The following is a 25,322-nucleotide window of genomic DNA, read 5'->3' on the forward strand; positions in this document are numbered from 1 at the left end:
ATGAAATGAAGGAATCTGAGACCATTGGTGGTCGGTTTGTTCAGAAAGAATACATAACGGACGAAGCCCAGAAATTACTGGATTCCATTAAAGAAGAAACCAAGGCTAGAAAAAAAGCGGCTAAAGCGAAACAGCCGGTTAAAGCCTAAGAATAGGAGTAGAAATACTATGAGCAGGATGAATATCCGAATTTCCGGTTTAGGTGGGCAGGGTGCGGTAACCGCCGCGCATCTTCTAGCTATGGCAGCAAATAAGGATGGTAAATATTCTATATCAAATCCTTTTTTTGGTGCTGAAAAGCGAATGGCTCCTGCAGAAAGTTATGCCAGAATTGGGTCTGAACGTATTTATGACCGAGGCGAATTGGTTTATCCAGATGTCATAATGGTGTTCCATCCTCAGGTTATTACCATGCAAAAGAGTTACACAGCTCCGTTTTACTCTGGTATTAAGGAGAACGGATTGGTCATTATCAATACAAGTGATGATCTGTTATCAGATGAAGACCATAAGCGTTTAGAAGATATTAATGTTGCTGTACTCAATCATGATGCCACCAAACTGGCGCTGGAAATTGGGAAAACCGAGCTTTCAACTAACATGGCTATGATTGGTGCCTGTGCCGGGGTGACAAAAGTAGTTAGTCTGGAAGCTCTAGATGGTGCTTTGCAGGATCGTTTTGGAAAAAGATATGTTGCGTCAGGAGGAACTGCTACACTTGACGAAGCAATTAAAAAGAAATATGCCAAAAAAGAAATGCTACTCAAGGCCAACTTGGATTGTATTACTGAATCCTATAAAATGTCTTCTGATTGGGCTGAAAAGCAGAATTTGAATTTAGTAGAAGTTTAACTTAGGTAGGATGCAATTTGTCGGTAAAGTGTTTTAACCTTTATTATATGAGGAGAGTCTTCGAGTGTATAACGTAGCTTGGGTAGATAATGAAAAATGTATCGCAGAGAAAGGTTGCCGACTGTGCATCATGTATTGTCCTGAAGCAGACTGTATTTTGCTGGATCAATCTACGACTAAGGCCTTGGTAATTGAACCTCGGTGTAAGGGCTGTGATTTATGCAAAGTTGTTTGTAGTACCCATCACGCGATTACAATGTTTCCGGTAGATCCAACTACTGGAAAGGTTATTAAAGGGGGTAAGGAAGCCGAGACGGCTGCATTGGGACAGGCCTATTCCGGATAATTTAAGAATTTAAAGTCGCCTATGGCCTTAGTGGCCATAGGCATTTTTTTTACCCGAAATAGGGTTAATTATTTAGAACCTGCAGTAATTTGTAACATCTTATCTTACAAGCTCTCATTTGGTTGAATAAACTCTTCATAGGAACATTTCAATGGTTGATACGTTTCAGAAAGAAGTGCATTGCTCTATTTGCCCGGAAACTTTTGAGCCAGTTATAGAACCTGAAGAGGGAAAAAACTCCTATAAAATATATTGTTCTTTATGCTCCGAATACCTTGTGGTGGCACGATCGAATCCTGTGCGAATTGCCCTTCGTGAAGTTTTGGGATTAAAAAATGAGGTTCTGGCATTGGGCTTTCAAAGTGTTTTGGCCGCTTGTAGATGTGGTGGTGAGTTCAATCATGATTCTGGCAAGCGATGTCCAAAATGTCTTTATAAAATTGAAAGAGAAGATAACCGAGCTGGTACTTCACAGGAGTTGGAATTTACATGTCCCTGGAATATAGAAGAACTAAAAAAATCCGAAGGAAAGTTTTTCGAATATATATTCCAGAAGTTGGAATCGAAAGAAGAAAACTTGAAACAATTGATCGATAAATTTGAATCGGGTGAAATCGATGCGGAAACCTATATGGAAGAATTAGATGCTCTAAGGTTCAGAGAATCGACACAGGTATCTGTTATACAGGCTTGGGCTATGATCCTTGGGGCAGATTTAGCCTTCCGTGCCGCTGAAGAACATGGGTTGGTAGATCGGTATGGCTCCAGAATAATTGTTAGCATTGCGAGCGCTCTTGAAATGAGTGAAGGTAAAGCAGTTTACGCCACATTAACGAATGAGTTAAAAAACTGGGATGGTACAATCGAAAGGGAGTTGAATACGTTTATTGCTAAGATCGGTGGAGGTTTCTAACCTGGCAGGCGATGACCCGCCCGCCATAGCTTAAGTCTGCATTCAATCATCAATCCAGCATAGTAGGTATTTGCCCTTTTCCTGATAAGGGAATGTTATCCCTCAGTACCTTTTTAACACCTGTTCGACCGAGCCCAGATAGGATCCACCAAAAAGATTCAGGTGATTCAAAAGGTGGTACAAGTTGTACAGGTCTTTTCTTTCCTCATACCCTGGATTCAAAGGGAACGATTCCTGATAAGCGTGATAAAATTTCTGCGGTAGTCTGCCAAACAGTTCGGTCATGGCTAAATCAGCCTCACGCAACCCAAAATATATGGCAGGATCGAAGATGCAGGGAACTTGGTTTTTATCGGGAAAATAATTTCCAGACCACAAGTCGCCATGAAGCAGTGCCGGTTTTTCACCGGAAATATCGAGATAGTCCCCAAGCCTTTCACAAAGTTTGCTTAGTTTTTTATCTGTCGAAACAGGAAGCTTTCTGGAATCACGCGCTATCTCCTGCTGAACTCTTATTCTCTGGTCGCGGAAAAAATCAATTCCATTTTCTGTGGGAACATTTTTCTGCGGAGTTGAGCCAATATAATTATCATGCTCGAGGCCAAAGTGACTCTGGGTGACTTTATGAAGATTGGCCAGAGATTGAGCAAAGTGTTCGGGAAAGTCTGCCGCAGGCGCAGATTCTTCAATGTATTCCATAATAAGGAATCGGGGAGTTGTAGAATCTTGCAAAGCCAGAGGTTGGGGGATTCTAGGGCCTTGGTCAGCTTGTGTAAGAATTTTTAGCCCTTTTGCTTCTGCGGCGAAGAAGTTTTGTGGGGGACGATCATTTTGTTTCAGAAATACCCGTTCCCTATTATCCAGTGTTAAAACATAGGTTTGGTTTATGCATCCTCCTCCTGTAGCAGTAGAGGACTGCACGGTCACTTTCTGGCCGAAAACGGGTTCCAGAAGTTCGCAGATTTCCGAATTCATGCTTTTCTGGCAAGCAAGGATTGTAAATGCTCTAAAACTTTCGGGCAGGTGCGCTCCACCATCTGATAAACGGTTTCAAAACCTTCGTTGCCTCCATAATAAGGATCGGGAACTTCAAAATCACCATTATTTTCTGGATCAAAGGAACGAAATAGAAACAGTTTGTTCTGTAGTTCTGACTTGGGTCGCATTTGTTGCAGAGCGCTCAAGTTGCTGTGGTCCATGGCTAAAACAAGGTCCATTTGCCTGAAATCAGAGGACTGGAATTGTCGCGCACGGCTATTGAGTTGAATACCGTGTGACCGGGCCGTTTCCTGCATTCTTGCATCGGGAGGACTGCCAACGTGCCAGCCACTCACTCCAGCAGAACTAATAATTACCTGATCTTGCAGGCCTTCCTTTTTGACAAGGGCTTCAAATACACCCTGGGCAAGCGGAGATCGGCAAATATTTCCAAGACATACAAAACAGACTTCAACCGTTGAGTTCATATATTGATTTACCGGACAATTGCGTTTAAGATGTGCACAAATTATTTTTACCATAATAAATAATTGTTCAACGCGTATTCAACAGGAACTTTTATTTCCGACCGATTTTTTGAGGAAGCAGACCTTTGATACCAAGATATTCAATGCCTGAAATGGCTTCCATATGGGAGCCCGAAAATAAGTTTAAAATTTGGCTGAAAGTAGAAGTTCTGGCCTGCGAAGCCCTGGCCGCAAAAGGGGAGATCCCTAAATCCGCCTTGAAGGACATTCAAACTAAATCCAGATTTAACGTGGAACGCATTGACGAAATTGAACGGGAAGTCAAGCATGATGTGATTGCGTTTTTAACCTGTGTGGCGGAGCATGTAGGGGAATCGGCCAGGTATATGCATATGGGTATGACGTCTTCAGATGTTCTGGATACCTCATTGGCGGTGCAGATGAAGCAGTCTGCCACGTTGATCTTGAAAGAACTTTCGGCCTTCAGGGATGTTTTGGAAAAACAGGCGAAGAAACACAAGCATACTCCCACCATTGGTAGGTCACATGGTATTCACGCAGAACCTTTGACCTTTGGATTGAAAGTAGCTAACTGGTATGAAGAGGTTAAGCGTAATATTGAGCGTCTGAAAAAAGCCCGAAAAACGATTTCTTACGGCCAAATTTCTGGGGCGGTAGGAACTTTTGCATGCATTGATCCTGATGTTGAAGAATATGTCTGTGCAAAACTGGGATTAAAGCCAGCTCCGGTTTCAAGCCAGGTGATTCAACGTGATCGTCATGCGGAGTATTTTTCAACACTGGCTATTATTGCCGGAACGATAGATAAAATTGCTACTGAAATTCGCCACCTGCAACGGACGGAAGTTTTGGAGGCTGAAGAGTTTTTCTCAAAGGGACAGAAAGGTTCATCAGCCATGCCGCACAAACGTAACCCGGTAGTTTCTGAGCAAATGTCCGGCCTGGCCAGAATTGTGCGGGCAAATGCTTTTGCGTCGATGGAAAATATTCCTCTCTGGCACGAGCGGGATATCAGTCATTCTTCTGTAGAAAGGGTGATTGGGCCGGATAGTACGATTTTAATCCATTATATGTTGAGAAAAATGACCAAACTGATGGATGGATTGATCGTCTATCCGGATAATATGATGCACAACCTGAAAAAGACAGGTGGCCTGATATATTCTCAAAGTGTGATGCTTGCCTTGGTGCGTAAAGGTATCACCCGTGAAGAGGCCTATAAACTGGTGCAGAGAAATGCCATGAAAAGCTGGACAACGGGAAAAGATTTTTTAATGCTTTTGAAAAAAGACAAGGACATAACAAACCTCTTATCCATTTCGGAAATAGACAAGACTTTTAAATTAAAAACCCAATTTAAAAATATAGACCGGATTTTTAAAAGGGTCTTCAAAGATTAATAAGTGAATTATGGAACGCTTGGAAAAACTTTATGAGGGTAAAGCGAAGATTCTTTACACCACATCTGATCCTGGTTTGATGGTTCAATACTTTAAGGATGATGCTTCGGCCTTCAATGGCAAGAAAAAAGGGACCATTGTTGATAAGGGTGTGATGAATAACCATATGTCGAGCCGTATTTTTCAATACCTTGAAGGCGAAGGCATCAAAACGCATTTCGTAAAAAATCTCAATGACCGCGAAATGCTTGTAAAAAAGCTGGAAATCATTCCTGTGGAAGTGGTCTTGCGAAATGTTGCAGCAGGCAGTTTGTGTAAGAGGGTGGGTATTGAGGAAGGGCAGGTACTGGAAAAACCGATTTTGGAGTTTTATTACAAGAGTGATTCGCTTGGTGACCCTATGATCAATGAATACCATATTGATGTATTTGGGTGGGCGACCAAACAGGAAATGGAATTTTTAAAATCAGAAGGAATGAAGGTCAATAACCTGATGGTTAAATTCTTTCAGGAACGCAATATACGCCTGGTAGATTTTAAACTGGAATTTGGCAGACATAAGGACGAGATTCTTTTGGGAGATGAGATCAGTCCGGATGGTTGCCGCCTATGGCATTCGGACACTAATGAGAAAATGGATAAAGATCGTTTTCGTTTCGACCTGGGGAAAGTAGAAGAAATGTATCAGGAGGTGTATGACTTGATTTGTGACTGACTTTGTTCACGCCCGTGAATAAGAAAAGCCAATATGTAGATTATCAAAGCCAGCGCATACAGGCTTTTGGTTCCGAGTGCCATGGAACTGTATTCCAATAACCCCCCGCAAATAGCCCCCATAAGGTTGTATCCCAGAGATTTTGTGGGTTCCTGCCTGTCGACAAAAATCTGCGAGAATAACATTCCCGAAAAAAATAATGGTACCGCAGTGATCAAAGCCCCGAAGAACCATTGGACAGCTAATGGTAATCCTAAAATTGTATGGGTGGGTACGACGTAGCAGACTCCGATTGAAAAGAACAGGGTGAAAAATATTCTGGTTTTGTCAAAAGGTCCTTTTTGAAGGATGAGCAGATTGGCAAAAAAAATTAATGCAAGGATGGACGCAAAAACTAAAACATTGACCTGCCAGGTTGATCCAAACAATAAAGACATTTCAGTAACACTTTTAGTCTCCAGTAATAAAAAACCGGTACCGAACAGAAATAAGGTCCAGTCAGCTTTTTTTATACTCTTCCTGCCTGTTGCCGCATAGACCGAGATCAATGAAATTAAAAGTAGAATGCCGCCGGCTTTAAGGTAATGAGATGGAATGCCCGGACGATCCAAATAAAGGTAAGGCCAGTCATCAGTTGGCGAGGAGATAAAATCAGCGGATTTATCCTTTATTTCTTTGAAGAAATAAGTAAAGTCTTCCACTGTTTGTCCCCTGGATCCGGCAACAAAGGTAAAATTGAACAACAAATGTTTGTCTTCAAAGTGCATTAAAGGATGTTCCCCAAAAACATCCATCAGGACTTTAGCCAGTTTGATGGGTATATTTTTACTCAAGGACATGTGATACAAAATCACCACTCCATCTGGTTTCAAATGTTCTTTTATGGACTGAAATGATTCGGCTGTATAAATGTAATTGTCGAGACGGATAGATGACTTGCCTGACAAGAGGGTCTGGCTGTCCAATGTACCAAGTATGATGACGTCATATTTTTTTCTGGATGTCTTGAGGAATGCCCGTGCATCATTAATGTATATGTTTACACGAGGATCATCATAAGGTTTATGATAATTTAGCTCTTTGCCAATTTTCCAGATAGCCGGGTCTATTTCAACCGCGTCAATACTCTTTGCACCTTGCTCTAGAGCCAGGTGTACGTCGTTGCCAGACCCTGCTCCCAATATCAACACATCTTGCCAGTTTTTAGCAAATCGGTATGGAAGCTGATATTGCTGTTTTATTTTATCAATATCAGTTTTGTGAGACTCTAAAGGTGAATTGAAATTTAACATGTGCTGATGAAGAGAGCCGTTGACACTAATGGAGGTTGCTGTCTGATTTCGGTAATGATTGATTTTGTAGTAGGGAGACCATATTTCATGGTCTTTTTGAGAAAGGATTTGAACCATGTAAATTATTATCCCAAGGCACAGAATTGGGAGGATAGTGTTTTGCCCTTTCCCGGCCAGAAGAAGGAACAGAATTCCACCGAATGCAAACCAGACTAGAGGCGGGGTGGAAAAATGGCTCAACAAGGAAAAGATCAGGAGTCCGGCCAGACTCCCTGCTGTATTGATGGCATAGGCCTGAAGTGCAGGAAAGTTTTTAAACTCTCGCCCCATTGCATTGCCTAATGCGATAAAAGGAAGGGCTGAAAGGACAAAAAAGACACAGACGACAGGAACCATTCCCCATTCCCTGCTCTGTGTTGACAGGTCAAAGTAACTGGCATAGATGGTTTCTCCAGAGGTTGGAGGGGGTATTATAATGTTGCTGAAATAGACACAGGCTCCAGTTAGTAAAAGTAACGAAGGAGCAAAAAAATGTGTGAGGTTTTTTTCGCTTTTAACCCGTATCAGCCCGATACCCATCCCGAGAAAAGCGGCTATTAAAACGAGATTTATAAAATAGGCAGTGACTCTGACATTAGACGGTATGAAACGGATTAATGCGAGTTCGAAAAAAAGTATTAAGAAACTGTAGCCGAAGAGCTTATAAGAGGAGGGAGAGAAAATACTTTGATGTTTCAAAGTTGTTTTTCCTTCTGGTTTTTAAAACCGAAAATTAAATTTCTTTGCACTCCATTTTTTCGAGAGGTTGGGCCTGGCACTCAATGGATTCTGTCATGCCATTTGCTACTTTCGCGCAAGCGGTGCTCATTCCTGTCATGATAGTATCGTCCTTGGCCATGCCTTTTACTTCCTGGCAGACGATCTGGTCCTTATATTTAATGCATATTTCGCATTGGTATTTATTGCCAGTCCAGAGAAGGTCAATAGAAACACTGGCAACGAAGGCTAGAAAAACAAGGGTGATAATAGTGCCTTTACTCATTTCCTACTTATATTTTCAGGTTACAGGCTGGGCAATACTTGCTTCACGACCTATGAAATAATGCTGACGGTAAAAAACCAGTTCCTCCAGAGATTCCCGGACATCTATCAGGGCCATGTGCTCATTACTTTTTTTGGGGAATTTAGGCCCGTCCGGATACCAGCGGTTGACCAGTTCTTTTATTGAGGTCACATCAATACTTCTATAATGCAAATAATCATGCAGCTCTTTCATATATTTGCCGAGGAATTTTCTATCTTGATGAATGGAGTTTCCACATAATGGAGATGTGCCTTTGGGACAGTATTTCTTAATAAAATCCAAAGTCCTTTTTTCAGCCTCCTTTTGATCTATCAATGATTCGCGAACTCGCTTAACGAGTCCCGATGCATTATGATGCTTGGTATTCCATTCATCCATGTTGTCCAGAATTTCATCACGTTGATGAATGGCGATGCAGGGCCCTTCTTCAAGAACATTTAATTCACTATCGGTTATCAAAGTTGCGACTTCGATGATGACTTCTTTTTCAGCATCTAAACCGGTCATTTCCAGGTCCATCCAGACCAGGTTGTATTTAGATTTTTTAGCCATAAAAATAAGGTTTTATTTGCTGCTGGAAGTTTTATTAAATTTAAAAATTCCAAGCATAAGGAAGCTACATAGGTCTGAGAAAGATGTTTTGCTCAACCTTAATTGAAGAGGTAGCGTTAATCCTATGAATTAAAATCGCATTGTATCTTAAATTAATGAAAATATGAACCCTTCTTTAGCGAAATGATTGAATATATGGTCCATTGTTGAATTTGGTTGTTGGCTTGATGAATTGCTGGTGGAGTTAGCTGTATTCTATTAATATGAAGATTTGTAATAAATCTAATATGAGGGTTTGAAAATTTATAAAGATTAAAACAAAAGGGAACAAGCGGGCTTGGAAAACCGCTTGTTCCCCTATAGTGGAGGAGACGGGGGAAAGATTTGATCATGGAGCCAAACCCGTTCCCCCCGAAAGGAGGAGAAAAGTACTGTACGAATTCTATAAAATTAGTATTAAAAAAGTATTAATTCGACATTAAAAATTTTTAATGTTGCCTGTGCAGGTTTTAGTGGATAAATCGCGGTGTGGAATCTATTAGATTTCCCAATAGAGGCGGTGCTTATTGATGCAGCAGGTTTTCCAGATTTAGGACAGCTTCCATATAAGTTTCTTGAACCCTTTTAAGGTTGTTTTCAAGCCATAGTTCAGCAAAGTTAGGAGGAAAACGGGCAAATCCTTTAATTTGATTGATGGCGAGACGACAATCCCGATACCATGAAATGTTTTTGTTGGCTTTAAAGGTTTTCATGGCTTTTTTGAGTTCTTCGATGGCAATATCAGGTTTCTCATTACCAAAATGTGCAAACGCGAGGCCCACCCGACTCAGCCCTTCTTCAGGGTTTAATGCAATAGTTTGTTCGAAAGCTTCAGTGGCCTGAGCATATTTTTTTGAGGATGCAAGAACATTGGCAAAATGAAACCAAACGTCAAAGTTGTTGTGGTTGGATTTTGTAAGTTCCCTGGAAACCTCAATGGCTTTATCTAATTGACCCAATCGTGTGTATGTATTGGTGAGTTTCAGTTTGGCGTAAAGCGCTATGTTTGCAGGAGGACTAGCTTCGATGGTTTTTTCCCAATAACTTTTGGCATCTTCGTAAAACTTCTCCTTGTCCAGGTTCTGTGCTTTTTCGAAAGCGCTTTTATAATCTTCCTCAGATAAAACCTGCGAAGGTAACAAAAAGACACACAGGACTATAATTTTTATAATGATATGTGATTTAAAACGCATGGTATATGTTTACGAACTGGGTGTCAGCTCTTCCTGTAAAAATAATGGTTCCCCCGTTAACAGGGGGCGTAATGATTTTTTAATGGTTTGAATAAACTGCTCTTCATTGTTCATTATCTTTTCCACATCTTCCGGGCGCAGGTAAAAAACATTCGATGCGGTTCCCTGGCTAGTGTGAAGAACGGCCTTTTGGCATTCCATGTGAGCATCTAAAAATACTTTTGTCTCCATCATGAATATGCCGGGCAGATTATGGGTCGATAACTTAACGGACCGTCCTATAGTTTTCATTTTCAGTTTAACTTCCTGGAAGTGTTGTTTCTCCTGGAGACTGGCAATAGACCTCCCCTTGAATATGGATGCAAGGGATTCTTTGTCGGTAAATATTTTTTGCAGGTCTTCCTGAATGCGCTGCTGAATAAAAAAGAAATCACCATAGTCAATCGGTTTGCCGTTAGAGTTTATAACTTTAAAAACATCAAAAACTTTGTCATGTAAAGTCTGAATATTTGCTTCAACAATATCCAATTGGTTAAAGGCAAGTACTGCAGAAATTTTATGAAGAAGTCCCAGCGCATTCTTTGAGCAGACGATCAACTCCGAAGGTTGCCCGGGTTTAAAAAGCATTTCCGCTAAAAAAGGCTCTCGAGTCTTGATAAATTTGTAATAAATTTCCAACTGCGACTGAAGTTCCCGGGGCAGACGAACCATCTTCAGGAATTCCAGTTTTATGTTGTTGGGAACACTCTCCCGCTTTTTGTGATGAAGAGTATATTGGTAGAATAACTTTAATTGCTTTATCTGTGAGGAGGACATATCCATTTTTGTCCCGCCTCGGTCAGCGTGGGTGAGTAGAATAAGCATTTTAAGCCGTTCCTTGTCATGATTGACAAGGTCGAGCACCATGTCGTAGGTGTCATCAGCTTCCGGATCCAGAAGCATCAGGTCATACATGGTCAAATGTTTTTCCACTAGAAAAGCAATATCGTCCACCCTTTTGGGTTTGTCGTGATAGCCCAGATTTTTTAAGATCTGCGGAATCATTCTTGCGCCGACCAGTTCTTCGTTCTGTCCACTCACTTTAGCCCCTTTGCCTATGTCATGCAGTAACACAGCAAGCTTAAGGGCTGTTTTATCTCTCTGGGAATGGTATAGCTCAGAAAGGAATGGATCGGCGGTATCACGAAACTCCAGTCCATTTAAAACATCCAGGGCGGAAAGAATATGAATGTCCGTTGGGAATTTGTGAACATAGATATCCTGCAACATCCCTTTCAGGTTATTGAACTCTGGTATAAAATAGTCCCCAAGTATTCCAAACTCGTGGAGTAAACGAAGTGCTTTGGCAAAATATTTTCCCCTGATATAGCGTTTGAAACAGTTTTGGATTTCCAGCTTCGAATTTTCATCCATGAAAATAGGATATGCCTGATCAACATGCTGCTCAATGGCACGGATTACTTCATAGGATAAATAATAATTCCTCTCTGCGACCCAGATAAAAACCTTGAAAAGCCATAATGGATCCTGGGTGTACAGGCTCTCAGGGTCTTTCTCAAAATATATTTGGTTCTGCATGTTAAGAGAGAAGAACTCTGACAGGCTTTTCTTCTTCTGGGTGTCTGCAGCCATGCTCTCCCAATAGAGGTTTCTGCTGAACCGTTTAAGCGGATAAACGGCTTCAAAAAAATACTTTTGAAAAAAGGTCTTCACATCGAAACCCATTGATTGAGCAATTTTTTCCCGAACTTCATAGCTCATTGTATCCTTCAGTGTTCCTTTCTGGAAGGTATGCAGAAACAAGCGCACCCGGGATAAAAGGTGGAGGCCATTTTGCATGTTCTTATAAGCAAGTGGGCTCAGAAGATTTTTGGTAAATAACTCATTGAGCAATTCAAATTGGTTGTTGGTCTCCAAATTTTTCAAGAAACGTACAGAGACTAATGCCCAGTATAGGCGGCGCATTTCTTCCTTAATATTAGGCTCCTGTCGAAAAACTGTATTCTGGACTTCATAGCATCCTTCGTGACTCAGGCAATGCTTTTGAATCTCATCACGGTAAAGCAGGCTGACAGTTTTTATGGAGCTTTTGAATTCGCTATAGACCAGGGAGTTGCCGGTTACAAAGCGGTGTTCCAAAAGTGCCAGGAACTCTGAAACCTTGGAGGGATCAAGATCGCGCTCAAATGTTTCGTTCTCGGTGTAACAGGAATTACTGGATGAAGGAAAAATGTCCTGAAAAATAAACAGGTACTCAAAGTGCCTGATGATTTCTTCGGCGGTTGACTTATCGTCTTTAGAAAGGGATGACTGGGAAACGATCTGGATATCCACATCTGATCGAAAATACATTTCTTCTCGACCATAACCACCTCGTGCCACTATGGCTATAGGAACAGATTGCGTAGTCCATTTCTGATTATGCTGGTGATTGAAATACCATACTGCTGAATGGAAACTTGCCTGTATAAGCGTATCCACCAATGCAGTTTGTTTGAGTAATAACAGGTGACAGTTGTCAGTTTTGGCGCACTCTTTTTGCAGAAGGTCGGTTTCTTTTTGAACAAGATCGATAGCCTGATCTTTAAAGCCTAAATAAAACTTTTGCGGATCTATATCAGTGTTGTCGGGAGGATGTCCTGCCTGGTGAAGAGAAACAACTTTTTGTTGTAGTTGGTGCCGGTATGTTTCGACAAGTTTACGATTGGATTGATATAAGTCACTCATTCGGGAGCGCTGATTTAAAAAGTTATAGAATCTGCTCAATGAACCCATGCAGATTATTCTGTCGATTCAGAATAAACTGAAAATTATAGGAATTCAAGGGTTTACCGGTGCTTAGCAGGCAACAAACAGCTATCTTTATATCTGCTATAAAAGCCGATTCAGCGTAAAAAGTATTGAATCCACCGGTTGGAATTGGGTGAAGATCTGATGAGACCGAAAGGCTTGTAACATCGTCAATCTCAATCGATTTTTCTTTAGAGGTTACGGCCCATCAATTCAGCGAAGGGCCGAAGGTGTGCCATCAGCTTTGAAAACTTTGCCGGCTTCAGGGACTGAGGACCATCAGAAAAGGCTTTAACCGGGTCAGGATGAACCTCAATAATCAGACCATCTGCACCAGCTGCAATGGACGCCCGCGACATGGATTCAACCATATCCCAATGTCCGGTTGCATGGCTGGGGTCGATAATAATGGGCAGGTGGGTCTCTTTTTTCAAGACTGGTACGCAGCTGATATCAAGGGTATTTCGGGTTGCTGTTTCGAAAGTTCTTATACCCCGCTCGCAAAGAATCATGTTGCTGTTGCCTTCGGAAAGAACATATTCTGCGGACATGAGAAACTCCTTAATGGTGTTCATCATGCCTCGTTTCAAAAGAATAGGTTTATCTATCTTTCCCAATTCTTTCAACAGCGAAAAGTTTTGCATGTTCCGGGCGCCAACTTGAACGACATCGGCATATTTCGCGACGAGGTCAATTTCCCTGGGATTCATCACTTCTGTAACAATGGGCAATCCAGACACTTCTTTTGCTGCGGCAAGCAGTTTTAATCCGTCTTCTTCCATTCCCTGAAAACTGTAAGGGGATGTTCTAGGCTTGTAAGCTCCGCCTCGAAGAAAGTTGGCACCGGCTTCCTTAACCAGGTTTGCAGTGGTGCATATCTGATCTTTGCTTTCCACCGAACAGGGTCCAGCGATTATGGCGATAGCAGGTCCACCAATATCAATACCGCCAGCTTTAATCACAGAGGGGGTGGACTTTAATTCCCGGCTGGCAAGTTTGTAGGGTTTTAAAATGGGGAAGACACTTTCCACCCCACCCATGGTTTCAATAGATTGCAAACGGTCTTTACCCCGCTCATCTCCTACAGCCCCGATAACATTCCGCTCTACACCTGAAATTATATGCGGAGTGTAACCAAGCTCCCGAATGGTGCCCTTTACCTTTTCCAGTTGTTCCGGAGTCGCGTCCGGAGACATCACAATGATCATTACATGCCTTTCAAGGGATTAAGAAAGGTTATTATATCAGATATTTCTATAAACCGCTCTATCCCTTCAGACCTTGACCATCCAGAATATTCATTTTAACCACTTCCTCTACGGGTCGGCGGTAATCTCTTGGGCGGGGTTCTTCTTTCTTGTGGCCAATGGGCATTAACATTACCGGAATAAAGTTAGGCTCCAGGTTTGCCAGTTGGGAAACCGCGTCGGGATCAAACCCGATCATGGGCACGGTTGCCCATCCCCTGATTATTAAAGGGAGGCATAATCCCATTCCCTTATTTTGCGAAATTGATTTCCAATTGATGGTTGTCCGGATCCCGAAAATAAATCGAGACGCTCATGCCCCGGTCTCGAGGCTTGCCGTCTGTCTCAATTCCCTTTTCCTTGAGAGCCTGTAGGGTGGACTCGAACTTGTCATAAGTGTTACCGAATGCGAAGTGGAGGTATCGATCATCTGTCATGGATTTGTGTGCTTCAGTCAGATCCAGATCGGGAGACTCGAAAGAGCGATGGCTACATTTGATGAAATAAAATTAAGGGATCAGGAAAATTTTTTGATGGCGCTTAAGAAAACGGGTTGGAAAGTTTTTGGAAAAGATGGTGCCGCCCGACTTCTTGGGACCCCTCCCAAAATCTTGCTGTCCAGAATGAAAAACTGAATATAAAAAAGCCTCACCCCTCCTGACTATCCAGTAATAGCTCGTTAAGAATGGCAGACTGAAGAATTTTAGGGCTTCCCTTAGCCAGCTTGCGTGCTTTACGAAAACTTTTAACAGCTTTTTCTTTTTTGCCTTTCTGAAGATAGGTCAGCCCAAGATTAAAGTAGATTTCTCCCGAGGTCGGATCGGCAAAGTTTGCCTGATTAAAATGCAGCAGGGCATCTTGATACCTTCCCGCCTTATAATGTTTGATTCCAAGGTCGTTGCGTGATTTTGCCGAAGGCTCGGCTCCGGGAAGTAAATTCAAGGGAGGCTCAGATAAACTTTTTGAGCAACCGCTGATTCCGAAAGCGATCACTAAAACTAGAACCCAGGTTTTCATGGTTTCCTTTTTGCAAGTTTAAAAAAATCAGCATTCTAGCAGAAAAAAGGGTTGAGGCTAAAGACGGAAAACATTAATTTGGTATATTCTTGAAATCGCTGGCCGAAATAATAATATCATTGATTGATTTTACACCCGGGTTTCTCTAAAACATTTTTTATTTGATTGTGATTGAGCAATTAAATAGTCTGAACCTGAATGGCGGGATTGATGTAATCAACTATTGAATGCATCAGTATTTTTAGCTCTTCTTCAATATTGAAATAACCTGGATAGTGAACAAATGAAAAGTCTCATGTCAAACCTATACGCTATAACGTTAGTTTTCCTGATTGCTATGGGGCACTCAGGTGTTTTATTTGCAGGGGAAAACTCTGGTTCCCAGTCAGAGGGTGAAAAAGCATTTTTGTTGGGGGAGTACAATAAAGCCGAGAAAATTTTCAACGCTATTCTTGAGAATGAACCGGATAACTTCATTGTGTTAAGAGCCCAGGCTGATACCAAAATAAAGCTGGAAAAGTTTGTAGAAGCAGAAAAGTTGCTGGATAAGATTCTAGCTATACCTGTGTCTACAGGAAGGGATGTACTGGTCCATACTGAAGAGGGTGATTTGGAGGCGGAGTTGGTCGATGAGACCGTGATGGCTGTAGATGAACAAGCTGAAACAGATGATGCCTTCAGCAAATTCATCAAAAAAGATCATGAAGGGCCTGTTCCGCATTACCGGGTATTCCTGAAAAAAGCCGGCAAGATGAAACTCTTTCGAAAAAGCCGTACCCGACTTCAGTATTCCGGAATACCTGCGGCGACTCGAGAGAAGGTCGAGGCATTAAAAGCCGAAGTTAGAAAAAAAACAATATCATCCAGCAAGGCGAAAGCAGATCTGGAATTTGTTGATGTTCCGGGTGGCTGTTTTCAAATGGGAAGCAAAGTGGGTGACCCGGATGAGCAACCCGTCCATAAAGTTTGCATATCTCCTTTCAAGATGTCGAAATATGAAGTGAGGCAAAAATATTTCCAGACAGTGATGGACTATAACCCTTCCCAATACGTTGGCGGAGATCTCCCGGTGGACACGGTATCCTGGGAAGGTGCTCGCGACTATTGCAAAAAAATGGGTGGACGATTACCGACAGAAGCTGAATGGGAGTACGCGGCCCGTGCGGGGACAGTGGGAGAGTTTTATTGGGGAGATAAAATCACCGGTAAAGAGGCAAACTTCTGTGACAGTGCTTGCGACCTCAATAACCGAAACCCTGATCTGACTGATGGATTCAAAAACTCTGCTCCAGTGGGATCTTTTCCTCCTAATGGGTATGGCTTGCATGACATGGCCGGCAATGTCAGCGAATGGGTGCGGGATTGGATGGCTGTTAGTGAAAACTATTATTTGATGAGTCCGGAGCAAGATCCGCAAGGTCCCAGGCCTGAACTTAACGCGTGCAGCGGGGCGAATTGCGTTGGGTCAATTTCCATCACCTATAAAGTTTATAGAGGAGGCGCCTGGAACCAGGGTATTTCAAGTATGAGATCCGCCAACCGTAAGGCCGCGCATTTCCAGCTCAAGGCAGATGGCAACGGGTTCAGGTGTGCCGGGGATTAAACAGCCGGGTTATTTAGCGCATCGAAAACCGGCAAAGTTCAACCGTTTGCCTGGCCTGACATCAGTACGGTCTGAGGGTCTTGTTCCGACTGCATAGTTAATCCATGAGCCTCCACGCATGACCTTGTGCTTACCTTTTAACGGACCTTTGGGATTTTTAACCGGCGAGTGCCTGTAATATTCTTTTTCATACCAATCGGATACCCATTCATAGACATTGCCGGCCATGTCATGCAAGCCATACCCATTTGGCGGGAAGTTTCCTACCGGTGCTGTGGTTTCGAATCCATCTTTAAACTGTTTTGCATGCCATCTTTTTTCACAACTTTTGTCGCAAAAATTTGCTTTGCCAGACTGAACTTCGTTACCCCATGAATATATTTTTTCTTTCCCTCCTTTAGCGGCAACCTCCCATTCAGCTTCTGTAGGTAGACGTTTGCCCAGTGACTTGCAATATTGCCGGGCTTCCTGCCAGGTCACCCTTTCCGCAGGTAAATCGCTACCCTTAAACTCAGAAGGGTTGTTCCCCATTACTTTGGAGAATTCTGCCTGGGTGACTTCGAACTTATCAATTAAAAAGGAATCAAGATGAATGGTATGAACAGGTTCTTCATCTTCAAACCATTTTCTTTTGCAGGGATCATTATGTTTGGCGCATTCTGATAAAGCATGGTCAGTTTTAAAACCAATTTTATAGTTTCCTGCCGGTATGCGGACCATGGAACCTTCGGCATTTGAAGGTGATGGTTCGCTCTGCACCTGAGAAGCAAAAAGAGAAAGGGAGATAAAGATAATCACAGGGAAAGGCATGGTCACCTGTTTTTCTAAATTAGCTTTGATCTAAATACCAATAGTTTCTCTTCGGTCATTTCTATCATAGTGGGTAGGATTCCCCCAACCCCCAGGCCGGATGCTTTACGACCTCCGAAGGGCATCCAATCAACACGGAATGCGGTATGATCATTGATCATGACAGCGGCAGCATTGATTCTTTTGGCAGTGTCCAGGGCCGTGTCAATATTTCGGCTAAACACTGCTGCCTGAAAAGAGAACTCGGTAAGGTTGGCCCTTTCGATTGCTTTTAAACGGTCTTTAAACGAATAAATAACAACAACGGGTCCGAATATTTCCCGGGTGGAGACTTTAGCCGAGTCAGAAGGGTTGAGAAGTATTGTCGGAGCATAACAGGTTTTGCCGATTTTTTTTCCGCCAGTCAGGATTTTAGCGCCTTTCTTTTTTGCTTCTTTCACCCATTGATCGACACGAGCCACCTCATTTTCTGTGATCAAAGGACCCACTTCGGTTTTTTCATCGACCGGGTCGCCAACCACAAGTTTTTCGGCGAGCTTGACCAGTCCTTTTGAAAACTTATCGACTAGCTTCTCATGCACAAATACTTTTTGTACGGAAACACAAACCTGCCCGGCATGATAAAAACCCCCTTTGGCAAGCAAGGGCAGGGCATCTTTGAGGTCTGCATCATGATCAATGATGACCGGAGCCACCCCGCCATGCTCAAGGGCGCACCGTGCGCCTGGGGCGAGTTTTGAACGTAGTTTCCAACCGATCTCTCCGGAACCAATAAAGGTCAAAAACGCTACGCGCGGATCAGTCGCCAGCTTTTCCGCCAGGGAGCTGTCACAAACAACTGTTTGACACCATTCTTCCGGCAGCCCGGCTTCATATAAACATTTAACAAGGTTGAGGCAGGAGAGGGGAGTTGTGCGTGCAGGCTTTACAATAACCGGGCATCCCACTGCTACCGCAGGAATTACTTGGTGGACTATTAAATTAAAGGGGTGGTTGAAAGCACTGATGGCGGCAACAACACCAATCGGTTCGCGGGTGGTCAAAGCCATTCTATTCATGGATGAAGGAGTCAGGTTCATGGGAACTTCATGTCCCGTCAACTGACTGATAGATTGTGCCGCTTCCCGGATACCCTGAACGGCTCTATCAAGTTCAACGCGGGAATCGATCAATGGCTTTCCGCCTTCTTCCGCAGACTGGCGTGCCAGTTCTTCGACTTTTGATTGAACAATGTCGGCGGTTTTTTCCAATATCTCAATTCTACGATGAGCCGGGAGAGTTTTGTCAGGCTTCTCCGCCAGTTGATGAGCGGTTTTTAACGCTTCCTCAACACGTGTTGCGCCATCCAGGTTAATCTCGGCGATCAGGTGACCATCGTATGGCGAATTTACCTTTAAACGTTTTGTCATATAACTATCCTTTTATTTTTATAAAATGCAGGTTCGTGCGTTCAATTCATCGATCAATACTTTTTCATTTTCTGAATAGTCTACTGGAACTTCTATCAGTTGAACTCCCTTTGCCTCGAGGCATTCATTGAGAAGTTCGGGCAGTTGTTCGGTAGACTTCAGGCGGTGTCCTGTTGCGCCATAGGATTCAGCGTATTTAACAAAATCAGGATTCCCGTAGTCAAGGCCAAAGTCGGGAAATCCCATTCCAGCCTGTTTCCATTTGATCATTCCATAGGCGTCATCGCGAAGGATCATCACTACAAGGTTTAAACCCAGTCGCACTGCGGTTTCCATTTCCTGGGAGTTCATCATAAAACCCCCGTCACCACAAATAGCCATCACCTTTTTATCAGGATGAACAATTTTCGCGCCGATTGCTGAAGGCAACCCTGCCCCCATGGTTGCCAGGGCATTGTCCAGCAAAACGGTGTTAGGTAAATAGGCTTTATAGTTACGTGCGAACCATATTTTGTAGACTCCATTATCGAGAGCGATGATTCCATCATCTGGCATTGCCTGACGAACTTGCCAGACAAGATGCTGGGGAATTATCGGGAATCGGGCATCTTCGCTTCTCTCTTTTAAATGCAGTTCGACTTCATTTTTAACCCGTTCAAAGTAACTGAAATCCCAGTCCTTAGACTTTTCTAGTTTTTGAGTCAGACTCTCAATGCCCCCAGCAATATCTCCGACGAGTTCAAGCTGGGGAAAATAAACTTCGTCGAAATTGGCAGAAAAGTAGTTAATGTGAATCACGTTAGCTCCTCCAACTGACATCAAGAAAGGAGGTTTTTCAATAACATCGTGTCCCACATTAATAATTAGATCAGACCGGTCAATGGCGCAATGAAGATAGTCGTTATTAGAGAGTGCGGCGGTGCCAAGAAACTGCGAATGATTTTCATCGACTACACCTTTACCCATTTGAGTGTTGAAACAATAAATACCGGTTTTGTTAATGAGTTTACCGAGAGCCCCAGAGGTGCGGTTTCTGTTAGCTCCTGCACCAATGAGCAAGAGAGGATGCTTGGCCGATCCAATCATTTCTACCGCTTTATCAAGTGCTTTTTCATCGGGCTGGGGCCTTCGAGTGGATATTATTTCAAAGTGCAGGCTGGAACAATCTTCGGCAGCGATGTCCTCAGGCAATTCCAAATGCACAGCTCCCGGTCTTTCTTCACGGGCAATGCGCATGGCTTCATGAACAAGTACGGGTATATTGTTTCCATGCACTATTTGTTTTGTGAATTTGGTAATTGGCCGCATCATTTCGATGACGTCGATGATTTGAAAACGACCTTGTTTGCTTTTTTTTATGGGTTTTTGTCCGGATATCATGAGAATGGGCATGGCACCTAATTGAGCGTAGGCACCTGATGTCACAAAATTGGTCACACCAGGGCCAAGTGTAGAAAGACAGACCCCGACTTTTCCAGTAAGCCTTCCATATGTTGCGGCCATGAACCCGGCACCCTGTTCGTGGCGGGTTAAAATGAGCTTGATTTTCGAATTTCTTAATGATTCCAGAAAATCAAGGTTTTCTTCTCCGGGAATTCCAAAAATATATTCCACACCTTCCTGCTCGAGGGAGCGGATAAAAAGATCAGACGCTTTCATATATGAGACTCCGAGTTTAAAAATTACGGAATAGACCAAACTTTTTTGCCCAGTCTATTGAGTAATGGGTCTGATTGCAAAAGAATTGTAAGGGGGGAGGATTAGAGGGTGATGAGCTATTGTCTTGAGGGAAATAAAAAAAACCGCAATGACGGAAGAGGAGCCCCTCAGCCATTGCGGTTTACGCCAGGGAAGCAGAGGGGAGTCATTTTCCCTGGCGGATAACTTTCGGGTTCTCAATACCTTCGACCACCAGGTGCCCGATGGCACCCTTCGCAACCCTGTAGATACTGTGGTCAACCAGGGCATAGGCACCCGGAGCATCGACCTTGAATTCTACAATCGTTGCGCCTGCTGACGGAACCAATGTTGTTTGAATGCCCTTGCCCATGGCACCACCAATTCCTCCTTCGTTGTACACTTTGTCGAAGATTTCGCCAATAATGTGAAAAGAAGAAATGCTGTTGGGACCGATGTTGCCAAAATAAATTCTTACCGTTTCACCAACTTTGGCTTTCAAAGCGTTTTTGCCTAATAAACCACCGGCTCTTCCATTGAAGACGACATGCGTTGCGTGCTCATCAAGTCCTTTCTGAATGTCAAATTCAGAGACACCGTTCTTAGGGTCTGTCGTGAAAAATTCGCTTTCCATAACATAAAACTCCCGGTCTACCCTGGGCAGACCACCTTCCGGCTCAACCAGAATCAGACCGTACATCCCATTTGAGATATGATCCACAATAGAACCTGCCGCGCAATGGTAGATGAAGAGACCTGCAGACTTGGCCTTGAAGGTAAATATTTTTTCCTGTCCAGGGTCCACAGTAGTGAAAGCGGCTCCACCACCCGGACCATTGACTGCGTGAATATCTATGTTATGGGGCTGGGTGCTGCTCTTAGCGTTGGACAAATGAAACTCTATGCTGTCTCCCACACGGAGTCTTGCCATGGGCCCTGGAACCGTTCCACCATAGCTCCAAAAGCTATACTTTACATCGTCAGCCAGGTTACCAATATATTCCTTGGCTTCCAGATTGATCACAACCGTATCGGCAGCACGCTTTACAGCTGGGGGAACATTGGGGCGGTGGTCAATTTTGCTGTGACCCCGGCTAGAGATGTTCCTACAAAGCTGGTAGAAATGGCCATTGCCGCTATTGCAGTTATAACTTTTCTCATAGGCAGGTCTCCTTGTATTGAAAGATTTGAAGCATTGTGCGCTGAACATTTTCTGGCAATTTAAAGATCATTGCTTCCGCAAAATGCTTTTCAAGAACCATCCGTCAGACAGGGTAAAGTATTATATAAAGATAAAAAGATATTTTTATCTTTTATTTAGAAAAATTTTATTGTATGTTATTGTTGTTGTCAAGATTTAATTATTTTGTTGAAGAGGTATTATGATATCCCAGACGTCAGAATATGCATTACGGGCTGTAGTTTGTTTGGCCCAGAATCCGGATAAGCCCAATACAACAGCCGAGATAGCGAAATGGACGAAGGTTCCGGAACATTATTTATCAAAAGTTTTATTGGCTTTGGCCAAGCACGAAGTGGTTTATTCCAAGAAAGGCCTGCATGGGGGTTATGTTCTGGCTCAGGCTCCAGAAGACCTGCCATTGTTGAATGTTATTAATGCAGTGGACCCTATCAAGCATATAAAGAGTTGCCCTTTGAAATTGAAAACCCATGGCAAAAACCTTTGTCGACTGCATCAGAGGCTGAACGACTCGATCGATAGTATGGAAGAGTTGTTTCGAACTTCGACCGTTGCATTGATACTGAGCGAGCCGACCCAAAGTATCCCGCTTTGTGAATCGGTTGCCAGATAAAAAATACACAAGGGTGATACAGCCTTCCTCATTTTAGAAAGGAGAGAGGATATTCCACCATTAAGCACTGTGTGAGGTTACCCAGGCTTACCATCCATCGGTTCGAATTTGGTTTAGTATGTCGATGTAGCTCGTTTTTTAAGCGAACCGGCTTTTGCAAAACTATTGTGCCGCTGAGTGGAAGATTTCTCAACATTCAATTATAATCCCTTAAAAGCACATTTGCTGAGAGGTTAATTTCTGGCCGGAATGCACTATTTAACAAAATGCCTTGTATTACGGAGAGGGGAAGTATGACTGATGACCAGGAGAAGAATGTTATGAGTGAGGAAGAAGCTGTTCAGGAAAATATTTTTCAAGTTTCAGCCCTTATTGCTTTGCTGGAGCAAAAAGGGATACTGACACGACAGGAAGTTTTGGATGAAGTGCAGGGATTAAAAAACAGGGGGTAAAAATACAGGTTTCTCAAGTCCCCTTTCAATGTTCGCTGAATTTGTGAACATAATATTTTGCTACATCCTTTATTGAAATAACTCCCATTACATCGTGTTCCTCTTTGACAACCAGATGACGGACATTATGATTCTGCATTTTCAGAAATGCAGCGACCATAGTGGATTCAGAATCAATATAAATCATTTCTTTGGTCATCACTGTGGTAACGAGAGTTTTTTGAGGCCACTGGCTTTGGGCAACGACTTTTGTTAACAAATCCGCGTCTGTGAAGATTCCTACAAAGTTCTTCCCTTCAGAAACCAGAATAGACCCGACCTTGTGTTTCTTCATTCTCTTGCAAGCATCCAAAACTGACATCCTGGCATTAATGTGAATGGCAGGAGGATTGACGAAATGCTTGACCTTGTCTTTGGCTTCATCTGTAGCTTTATGCATAATATGTTCTCCCCAGAACTATACCCTTTCATTATGTTTGATATTTTATAGTTAATGATTATTCCTTTTTTTTATATCGTTAGGGGGAAGAAATATAAGACAGGTTTTGAACTTAAATAGACTAGGTAAAGCAGGACTGAGGTCAGAATAAATGATTAGCTTGTGTAGGTTGGGCATAAGAAGGTCTCAAAAAATGCAATCTGGCGGGTTGATTTTCAAAGCTTCCAGCCCCTTTTTGCCATTCGCGGCGTAAAATTGTCTCAATCCTTCCTTGATGTAAAAATTTTTTTTATCAAGTTTTCCACATGGATGGTGTCTACTACTGAGTTGTTGGTAATAATAGTCCCCATTAAACTTGAGCCTTTTATTTGGCGTTTTTTATCTATTGCACTTTGAACAATATCCAGAATATTTTCTACTATCAGGCCAATACTTTTCCCCTCATGAATATAAACCACCACTTTAATTTTTTCAGGGACTTGAAATGGCTTATTAAACTGCTCGGGTATGTTAATCAGGGACATGATTTCATCACGATATTGAATGACCTGCACATCCCCTGACAACTCAATATCGGATCTGGATAACTCTTCCAGGCGAGCTACATCTGCAAGCCGTATTGCCATTTTGTGGTCGTTCCCCAGGTTCACAATCAACATGGACTCTTCTGCTTCATCATCTGCCTGTGATTTTGAAACAGACTCAATGAGTTCACTTTTTGAATTTTTGTCAGAAATAATCATGGCACTTTTGGTCAGTCCCATCACATCCAGAATGAGAACGATTTTCCCGTCTCCTAAAATGGTGGCACCGGAAAATACGTTTAAATCCTTTACCAGGTTTTCCAGGGATTTAACAACAACTTCCTCGGTATTATGAATTTGTTCCACTACCAGGCCAATTTGACATTCATCTGCCTGAAGAACAACTATGTTCAAATCAGGACGATCTTCAACCGGCTCAATGCCGAGAATATTGTTTAGATGGACCAGCGGTAATAAATTCCCACGTAAACGGTAGAATTGGCTCCCTGTTATTTCCTCAATCTGGTTAAGGAGTTGACCTTCTTCCAGCCATATCAATTCCTTTATATTTACCTGTGGAATTGCGAATCGGTTTGGACCATTTGAAACGATCAATGCGGGAATGATAGCAAGAGTTAACGGGATTTTTATTTTCAAGGTGGTACTTATTTCAGGATGCACTTCAATATCAAGAGCGCCACCTATTTTTTCAATCAATGCGCGGGTATCAGACAGGCCGTTACCTTTTGTTGGTTTCATCAGGCTGTGCCTGGTCAAGGAAAAACCTTTCATGAACAGAAGTTTCCCGCAGTCCCTGTCGCTTAACGATTCCCCCTGTTCGCGGGTGATCCGTTTATCATTGACTGCCTGGCTTCTGGCCTCTTCGAAATTTATCCCCCGGCCATCATCCTGAACTTCTATATGTATTTGTCCATTTTGATTTTTAGCACGGAGTTGGATAACCCCTTCTTCAGGTTTCCCTATCTCACGACGTTCTTCGGGAGTTTCTATGCCATGTATGATTGAATTTCTGATGATATTCATCAAAGGATCCTGAATAGCTGTGATCAGGGATTTATCGAGACCAGATTCCTGCCCTTCCATTTCAAGGCGAATTTTGTTTCCACAATTCATGGAAAGATCGCGAACCATACGGGGAAGTTTGCCCCAGACATTTTTAATGGGTTGCATCCGCGCTTTCATCACTGTTTCCTGAAGGCCGGTGGCTACACGACTTAGACTCTGAGAGGTGCCTAAAATAGATGAATCATTACTTTCATTTATGATTCGCGAGAACTGGTTGCGTGCCAGAACGACTTCTCCCACCAGGTTCATCAAAGAATCGAGGAGCTCAACATTCACTCTTATGTTTGCGCTTTCAGGACTTTCATCTTTTTTAGATTGATTTTTAATGATGTCGCGAAGCTCGTCGGCGTCGACGATGTCGGCCGTCACCGACGGAGCGATCACCGTCGACGACGGGCTGATCCTGGCCGGCGAGGTCTTCGCCGGAGCCCGCGTCGAAGGGGCGTACCTGTCGGGCCTCGCCGCAGCCGATCTCGTCGCCCGCTGAAGGCCCTTCGGCCCCTGGCAGGCGCCCGACGACAGGCGTACGCCTGGGAGGTGGATGCCATGGAACCCCGCCGCGCCCCCCCGGGTGGGGGGGG

25 protein-coding genes are annotated in these 25,322 nt (G+C 43.1%); 8 read left to right on the forward strand and 17 right to left on the reverse strand.

Annotation, left to right across the window (positions count from 1 at the left end):
* From F3741_04435 to F3741_04450, 4 genes are all read left to right on the forward strand, one after another.
* A partial coding sequence (locus F3741_04435) for a ferredoxin oxidoreductase (GenBank protein MZG30048.1) occupies positions 1–149 on the forward strand: 149 nt, incomplete at its 5' end.
* A gap of 19 nt (positions 150–168) precedes the next feature.
* A complete protein-coding gene (locus F3741_04440; GenBank protein MZG30049.1) occupies positions 169–852 on the forward strand; it encodes a ferredoxin oxidoreductase in 684 nt (227 codons plus the stop codon).
* Between the two features lie 64 nt (positions 853–916).
* Complete coding sequence (locus F3741_04445) at positions 917–1,198, forward strand: pyruvate ferredoxin oxidoreductase (GenBank protein ID MZG30050.1); 282 nt, start codon at positions 917–919, stop codon at positions 1,196–1,198.
* A 151-nt stretch (positions 1,199–1,349) separates the two neighbouring features.
* On the forward strand, positions 1,350–2,111 hold the full coding sequence (locus F3741_04450; protein MZG30051.1) for a hypothetical protein: 762 nt from the start codon (positions 1,350–1,352) through the stop codon (positions 2,109–2,111).
* Positions 2,112–2,213: 102 nt separating this feature from the next.
* Here the strand turns inward: F3741_04450 and F3741_04455 are convergent, their stop codons facing one another.
* The gene (locus F3741_04455) at positions 2,214–3,086 is read right to left on the reverse strand and encodes a fructosamine kinase family protein (protein MZG30052.1); all 873 of its coding nucleotides are present in this window, start codon (positions 3,084–3,086) and stop codon (positions 2,214–2,216) included.
* On the reverse strand, positions 3,083–3,577 hold the full coding sequence (locus tag F3741_04460; protein ID MZG30053.1) for a low molecular weight phosphotyrosine protein phosphatase: 495 nt from the start codon (positions 3,575–3,577) through the stop codon (positions 3,083–3,085). Before F3741_04460 ends, F3741_04455 begins: the two co-directional genes overlap by 4 nt.
* A 125-nt stretch (positions 3,578–3,702) precedes the next feature.
* Here F3741_04460 and F3741_04465 point away from each other — a divergent pair, with 125 nt between their 5' ends.
* Together F3741_04465 and F3741_04470 are read left to right on the forward strand one after the other, a co-directional pair.
* Positions 3,703–4,998: an adenylosuccinate lyase gene (locus tag F3741_04465; GenBank protein ID MZG30054.1), complete on the forward strand. Its 1,296-nt coding sequence runs from the start codon at positions 3,703–3,705 to the stop codon at positions 4,996–4,998.
* A gap of 10 nt (positions 4,999–5,008) precedes the next feature.
* Positions 5,009–5,713, forward strand: a complete 705-nt coding sequence (locus tag F3741_04470; protein ID MZG30055.1) for a phosphoribosylaminoimidazolesuccinocarboxamide synthase — start codon at positions 5,009–5,011, stop codon at positions 5,711–5,713.
* On the opposite strand, the gene F3741_04475 is transcribed toward F3741_04470, so the two are convergent.
* The 9 genes from F3741_04475 to F3741_04515 form a co-directional block, all read right to left on the reverse strand.
* Positions 5,683–7,743: a hypothetical protein gene (locus tag F3741_04475; protein ID MZG30056.1), complete on the reverse strand. Its 2,061-nt coding sequence runs from the start codon at positions 7,741–7,743 to the stop codon at positions 5,683–5,685. The genes F3741_04470 and F3741_04475 overlap by 31 nt on opposite strands.
* A 34-nt stretch (positions 7,744–7,777) precedes the next feature.
* Positions 7,778–8,047: a hypothetical protein gene (locus F3741_04480; GenBank protein MZG30057.1), complete on the reverse strand. Its 270-nt coding sequence runs from the start codon at positions 8,045–8,047 to the stop codon at positions 7,778–7,780.
* 15 nt (positions 8,048–8,062) lie between these two features.
* Positions 8,063–8,641, reverse strand: a complete 579-nt coding sequence (locus F3741_04485) for an oligoribonuclease (protein ID MZG30058.1) — start codon at positions 8,639–8,641, stop codon at positions 8,063–8,065.
* Positions 8,642–9,204: 563 nt separating this feature from the next.
* Entirely contained in the window at positions 9,205–9,873 is a 669-nt protein-coding gene (locus F3741_04490; GenBank protein MZG30059.1) for a hypothetical protein, read from the reverse strand.
* Positions 9,874–9,882: 9 nt separating this feature from the next.
* Positions 9,883–12,600 (reverse strand): HD domain-containing protein, encoded by a 2,718-nt coding sequence (locus tag F3741_04495; GenBank protein ID MZG30060.1) that lies wholly within the window; start codon positions 12,598–12,600, stop codon positions 9,883–9,885.
* 254 nt (positions 12,601–12,854) lie between these two features.
* A complete protein-coding gene (gene aroF / locus F3741_04500; GenBank protein ID MZG30061.1) occupies positions 12,855–13,871 on the reverse strand; it encodes a 3-deoxy-7-phosphoheptulonate synthase in 1,017 nt (338 codons plus the stop codon).
* Between the two features lie 58 nt (positions 13,872–13,929).
* Entirely contained in the window at positions 13,930–14,109 is a 180-nt protein-coding gene (locus tag F3741_04505; protein ID MZG30062.1) for a hypothetical protein, read from the reverse strand.
* Positions 14,110–14,161: 52 nt separating this feature from the next.
* Positions 14,162–14,347 (reverse strand): hypothetical protein, encoded by a 186-nt coding sequence (locus tag F3741_04510; GenBank protein MZG30063.1) that lies wholly within the window; start codon positions 14,345–14,347, stop codon positions 14,162–14,164.
* Between the two features lie 211 nt (positions 14,348–14,558).
* Positions 14,559–14,927 carry a tetratricopeptide repeat protein gene (locus tag F3741_04515; GenBank protein ID MZG30064.1) on the reverse strand — a complete coding sequence of 123 codons (369 nt, stop codon included), beginning with the start codon at positions 14,925–14,927 and terminating at the stop codon, positions 14,559–14,561.
* Between the two features lie 283 nt (positions 14,928–15,210).
* On the opposite strand from F3741_04515, the gene F3741_04520 reads away from it, so the two are divergent.
* Positions 15,211–16,530: an SUMF1/EgtB/PvdO family nonheme iron enzyme gene (locus tag F3741_04520; GenBank protein MZG30065.1), complete on the forward strand. Its 1,320-nt coding sequence runs from the start codon at positions 15,211–15,213 to the stop codon at positions 16,528–16,530.
* Positions 16,531–16,539: 9 nt separating this feature from the next.
* Here the strand turns inward: F3741_04520 and F3741_04525 are convergent, their stop codons facing one another.
* The 4 genes from F3741_04525 to nirK all read right to left on the reverse strand — a co-directional run bounded on the left by F3741_04525 (position 16,540) and on the right by nirK (position 21,636).
* The gene (locus tag F3741_04525; protein ID MZG30066.1) at positions 16,540–17,340 is read right to left on the reverse strand and encodes a formylglycine-generating enzyme family protein; all 801 of its coding nucleotides are present in this window, start codon (positions 17,338–17,340) and stop codon (positions 16,540–16,542) included.
* A gap of 14 nt (positions 17,341–17,354) precedes the next feature.
* On the reverse strand, positions 17,355–18,749 hold the full coding sequence (locus F3741_04530) for an aldehyde dehydrogenase family protein (protein ID MZG30067.1): 1,395 nt from the start codon (positions 18,747–18,749) through the stop codon (positions 17,355–17,357).
* 18 nt (positions 18,750–18,767) lie between these two features.
* A complete protein-coding gene (locus tag F3741_04535; GenBank protein MZG30068.1) occupies positions 18,768–20,408 on the reverse strand; it encodes an acetolactate synthase large subunit in 1,641 nt (546 codons plus the stop codon).
* A 205-nt stretch (positions 20,409–20,613) separates the two neighbouring features.
* A complete protein-coding gene (nirK, locus tag F3741_04540) occupies positions 20,614–21,636 on the reverse strand; it encodes a nitrite reductase, copper-containing (GenBank protein ID MZG30069.1) in 1,023 nt (340 codons plus the stop codon).
* 172 nt (positions 21,637–21,808) lie between these two features.
* On the opposite strand from nirK, the gene F3741_04545 reads away from it, so the two are divergent.
* A complete protein-coding gene (locus F3741_04545; GenBank protein ID MZG30070.1) occupies positions 21,809–22,240 on the forward strand; it encodes an Rrf2 family transcriptional regulator in 432 nt (143 codons plus the stop codon).
* A gap of 477 nt (positions 22,241–22,717) precedes the next feature.
* Here F3741_04545 and F3741_04550 read toward each other — a convergent pair whose 3' ends face one another.
* Together F3741_04550 and F3741_04555 are read right to left on the reverse strand one after the other, a co-directional pair.
* Positions 22,718–23,131, reverse strand: a complete 414-nt coding sequence (locus F3741_04550; protein ID MZG30071.1) for a CBS domain-containing protein — start codon at positions 23,129–23,131, stop codon at positions 22,718–22,720.
* Positions 23,132–23,391: 260 nt separating this feature from the next.
* Positions 23,392–25,110: a histidine kinase gene (locus F3741_04555; GenBank protein MZG30072.1), complete on the reverse strand. Its 1,719-nt coding sequence runs from the start codon at positions 25,108–25,110 to the stop codon at positions 23,392–23,394.
* Positions 25,111–25,322: the final 212 nt, after the last annotated feature.

Source organism: Nitrospinota bacterium, assembly GCA_009873635.1.
In the GTDB taxonomy this organism is placed as follows: domain Bacteria; phylum Nitrospinota; class Nitrospinia; order Nitrospinales; family VA-1; genus LS-NOB.

Excerpts from the sequence above, each read along its gene's own strand:
- F3741_04485 (MZG30058.1), bottom strand. The coding sequence starts at position 8,641 with ATGGCTAAAAAATCTAAATACAACCTGGTCTGGATGGACCTGGAAATG.
- F3741_04515 (MZG30064.1), bottom strand. The coding sequence starts at position 14,927 with ATGAAAACCTGGGTTCTAGTTTTAGTGATCGCTTTCGGAATCAGCGGT.
- aroF (MZG30061.1), bottom strand. The coding sequence starts at position 13,871 with ATGATCATTGTGATGTCTCCGGACGCGACTCCGGAACAACTGGAAAAG.
- F3741_04530 (MZG30067.1), bottom strand. The coding sequence starts at position 18,749 with ATGACAAAACGTTTAAAGGTAAATTCGCCATACGATGGTCACCTGATC.
- F3741_04510 (MZG30063.1), bottom strand. The coding sequence starts at position 14,347 with ATGACAGATGATCGATACCTCCACTTCGCATTCGGTAACACTTATGAC.
- F3741_04545 (MZG30070.1), top strand. The coding sequence starts at position 21,809 with ATGATATCCCAGACGTCAGAATATGCATTACGGGCTGTAGTTTGTTTG.
- F3741_04535 (MZG30068.1), bottom strand. The coding sequence starts at position 20,408 with ATGAAAGCGTCTGATCTTTTTATCCGCTCCCTCGAGCAGGAAGGTGTG.
- F3741_04480 (MZG30057.1), bottom strand. The coding sequence starts at position 8,047 with ATGAGTAAAGGCACTATTATCACCCTTGTTTTTCTAGCCTTCGTTGCC.
- F3741_04525 (MZG30066.1), bottom strand. The coding sequence starts at position 17,340 with ATGCCTTTCCCTGTGATTATCTTTATCTCCCTTTCTCTTTTTGCTTCT.
- F3741_04520 (MZG30065.1), top strand. The coding sequence starts at position 15,211 with ATGAAAAGTCTCATGTCAAACCTATACGCTATAACGTTAGTTTTCCTG.
- F3741_04440 (MZG30049.1), top strand. The coding sequence starts at position 169 with ATGAGCAGGATGAATATCCGAATTTCCGGTTTAGGTGGGCAGGGTGCG.
- F3741_04495 (MZG30060.1), bottom strand. The coding sequence starts at position 12,600 with ATGAGTGACTTATATCAATCCAATCGTAAACTTGTCGAAACATACCGG.
- F3741_04460 (MZG30053.1), bottom strand. The coding sequence starts at position 3,577 with ATGAACTCAACGGTTGAAGTCTGTTTTGTATGTCTTGGAAATATTTGC.
- F3741_04550 (MZG30071.1), bottom strand. The coding sequence starts at position 23,131 with ATGCATAAAGCTACAGATGAAGCCAAAGACAAGGTCAAGCATTTCGTC.
- F3741_04450 (MZG30051.1), top strand. The coding sequence starts at position 1,350 with ATGGTTGATACGTTTCAGAAAGAAGTGCATTGCTCTATTTGCCCGGAA.
- nirK (MZG30069.1), bottom strand. The coding sequence starts at position 21,636 with ATGTTCAGCGCACAATGCTTCAAATCTTTCAATACAAGGAGACCTGCC.
- F3741_04505 (MZG30062.1), bottom strand. The coding sequence starts at position 14,109 with ATGATCGGGTTTGATCCCGACGCGGTTTCCCAACTGGCAAACCTGGAG.
- F3741_04455 (MZG30052.1), bottom strand. The coding sequence starts at position 3,086 with ATGAATTCGGAAATCTGCGAACTTCTGGAACCCGTTTTCGGCCAGAAA.
- F3741_04490 (MZG30059.1), bottom strand. The coding sequence starts at position 9,873 with ATGCGTTTTAAATCACATATCATTATAAAAATTATAGTCCTGTGTGTC.
- F3741_04470 (MZG30055.1), top strand. The coding sequence starts at position 5,009 with ATGGAACGCTTGGAAAAACTTTATGAGGGTAAAGCGAAGATTCTTTAC.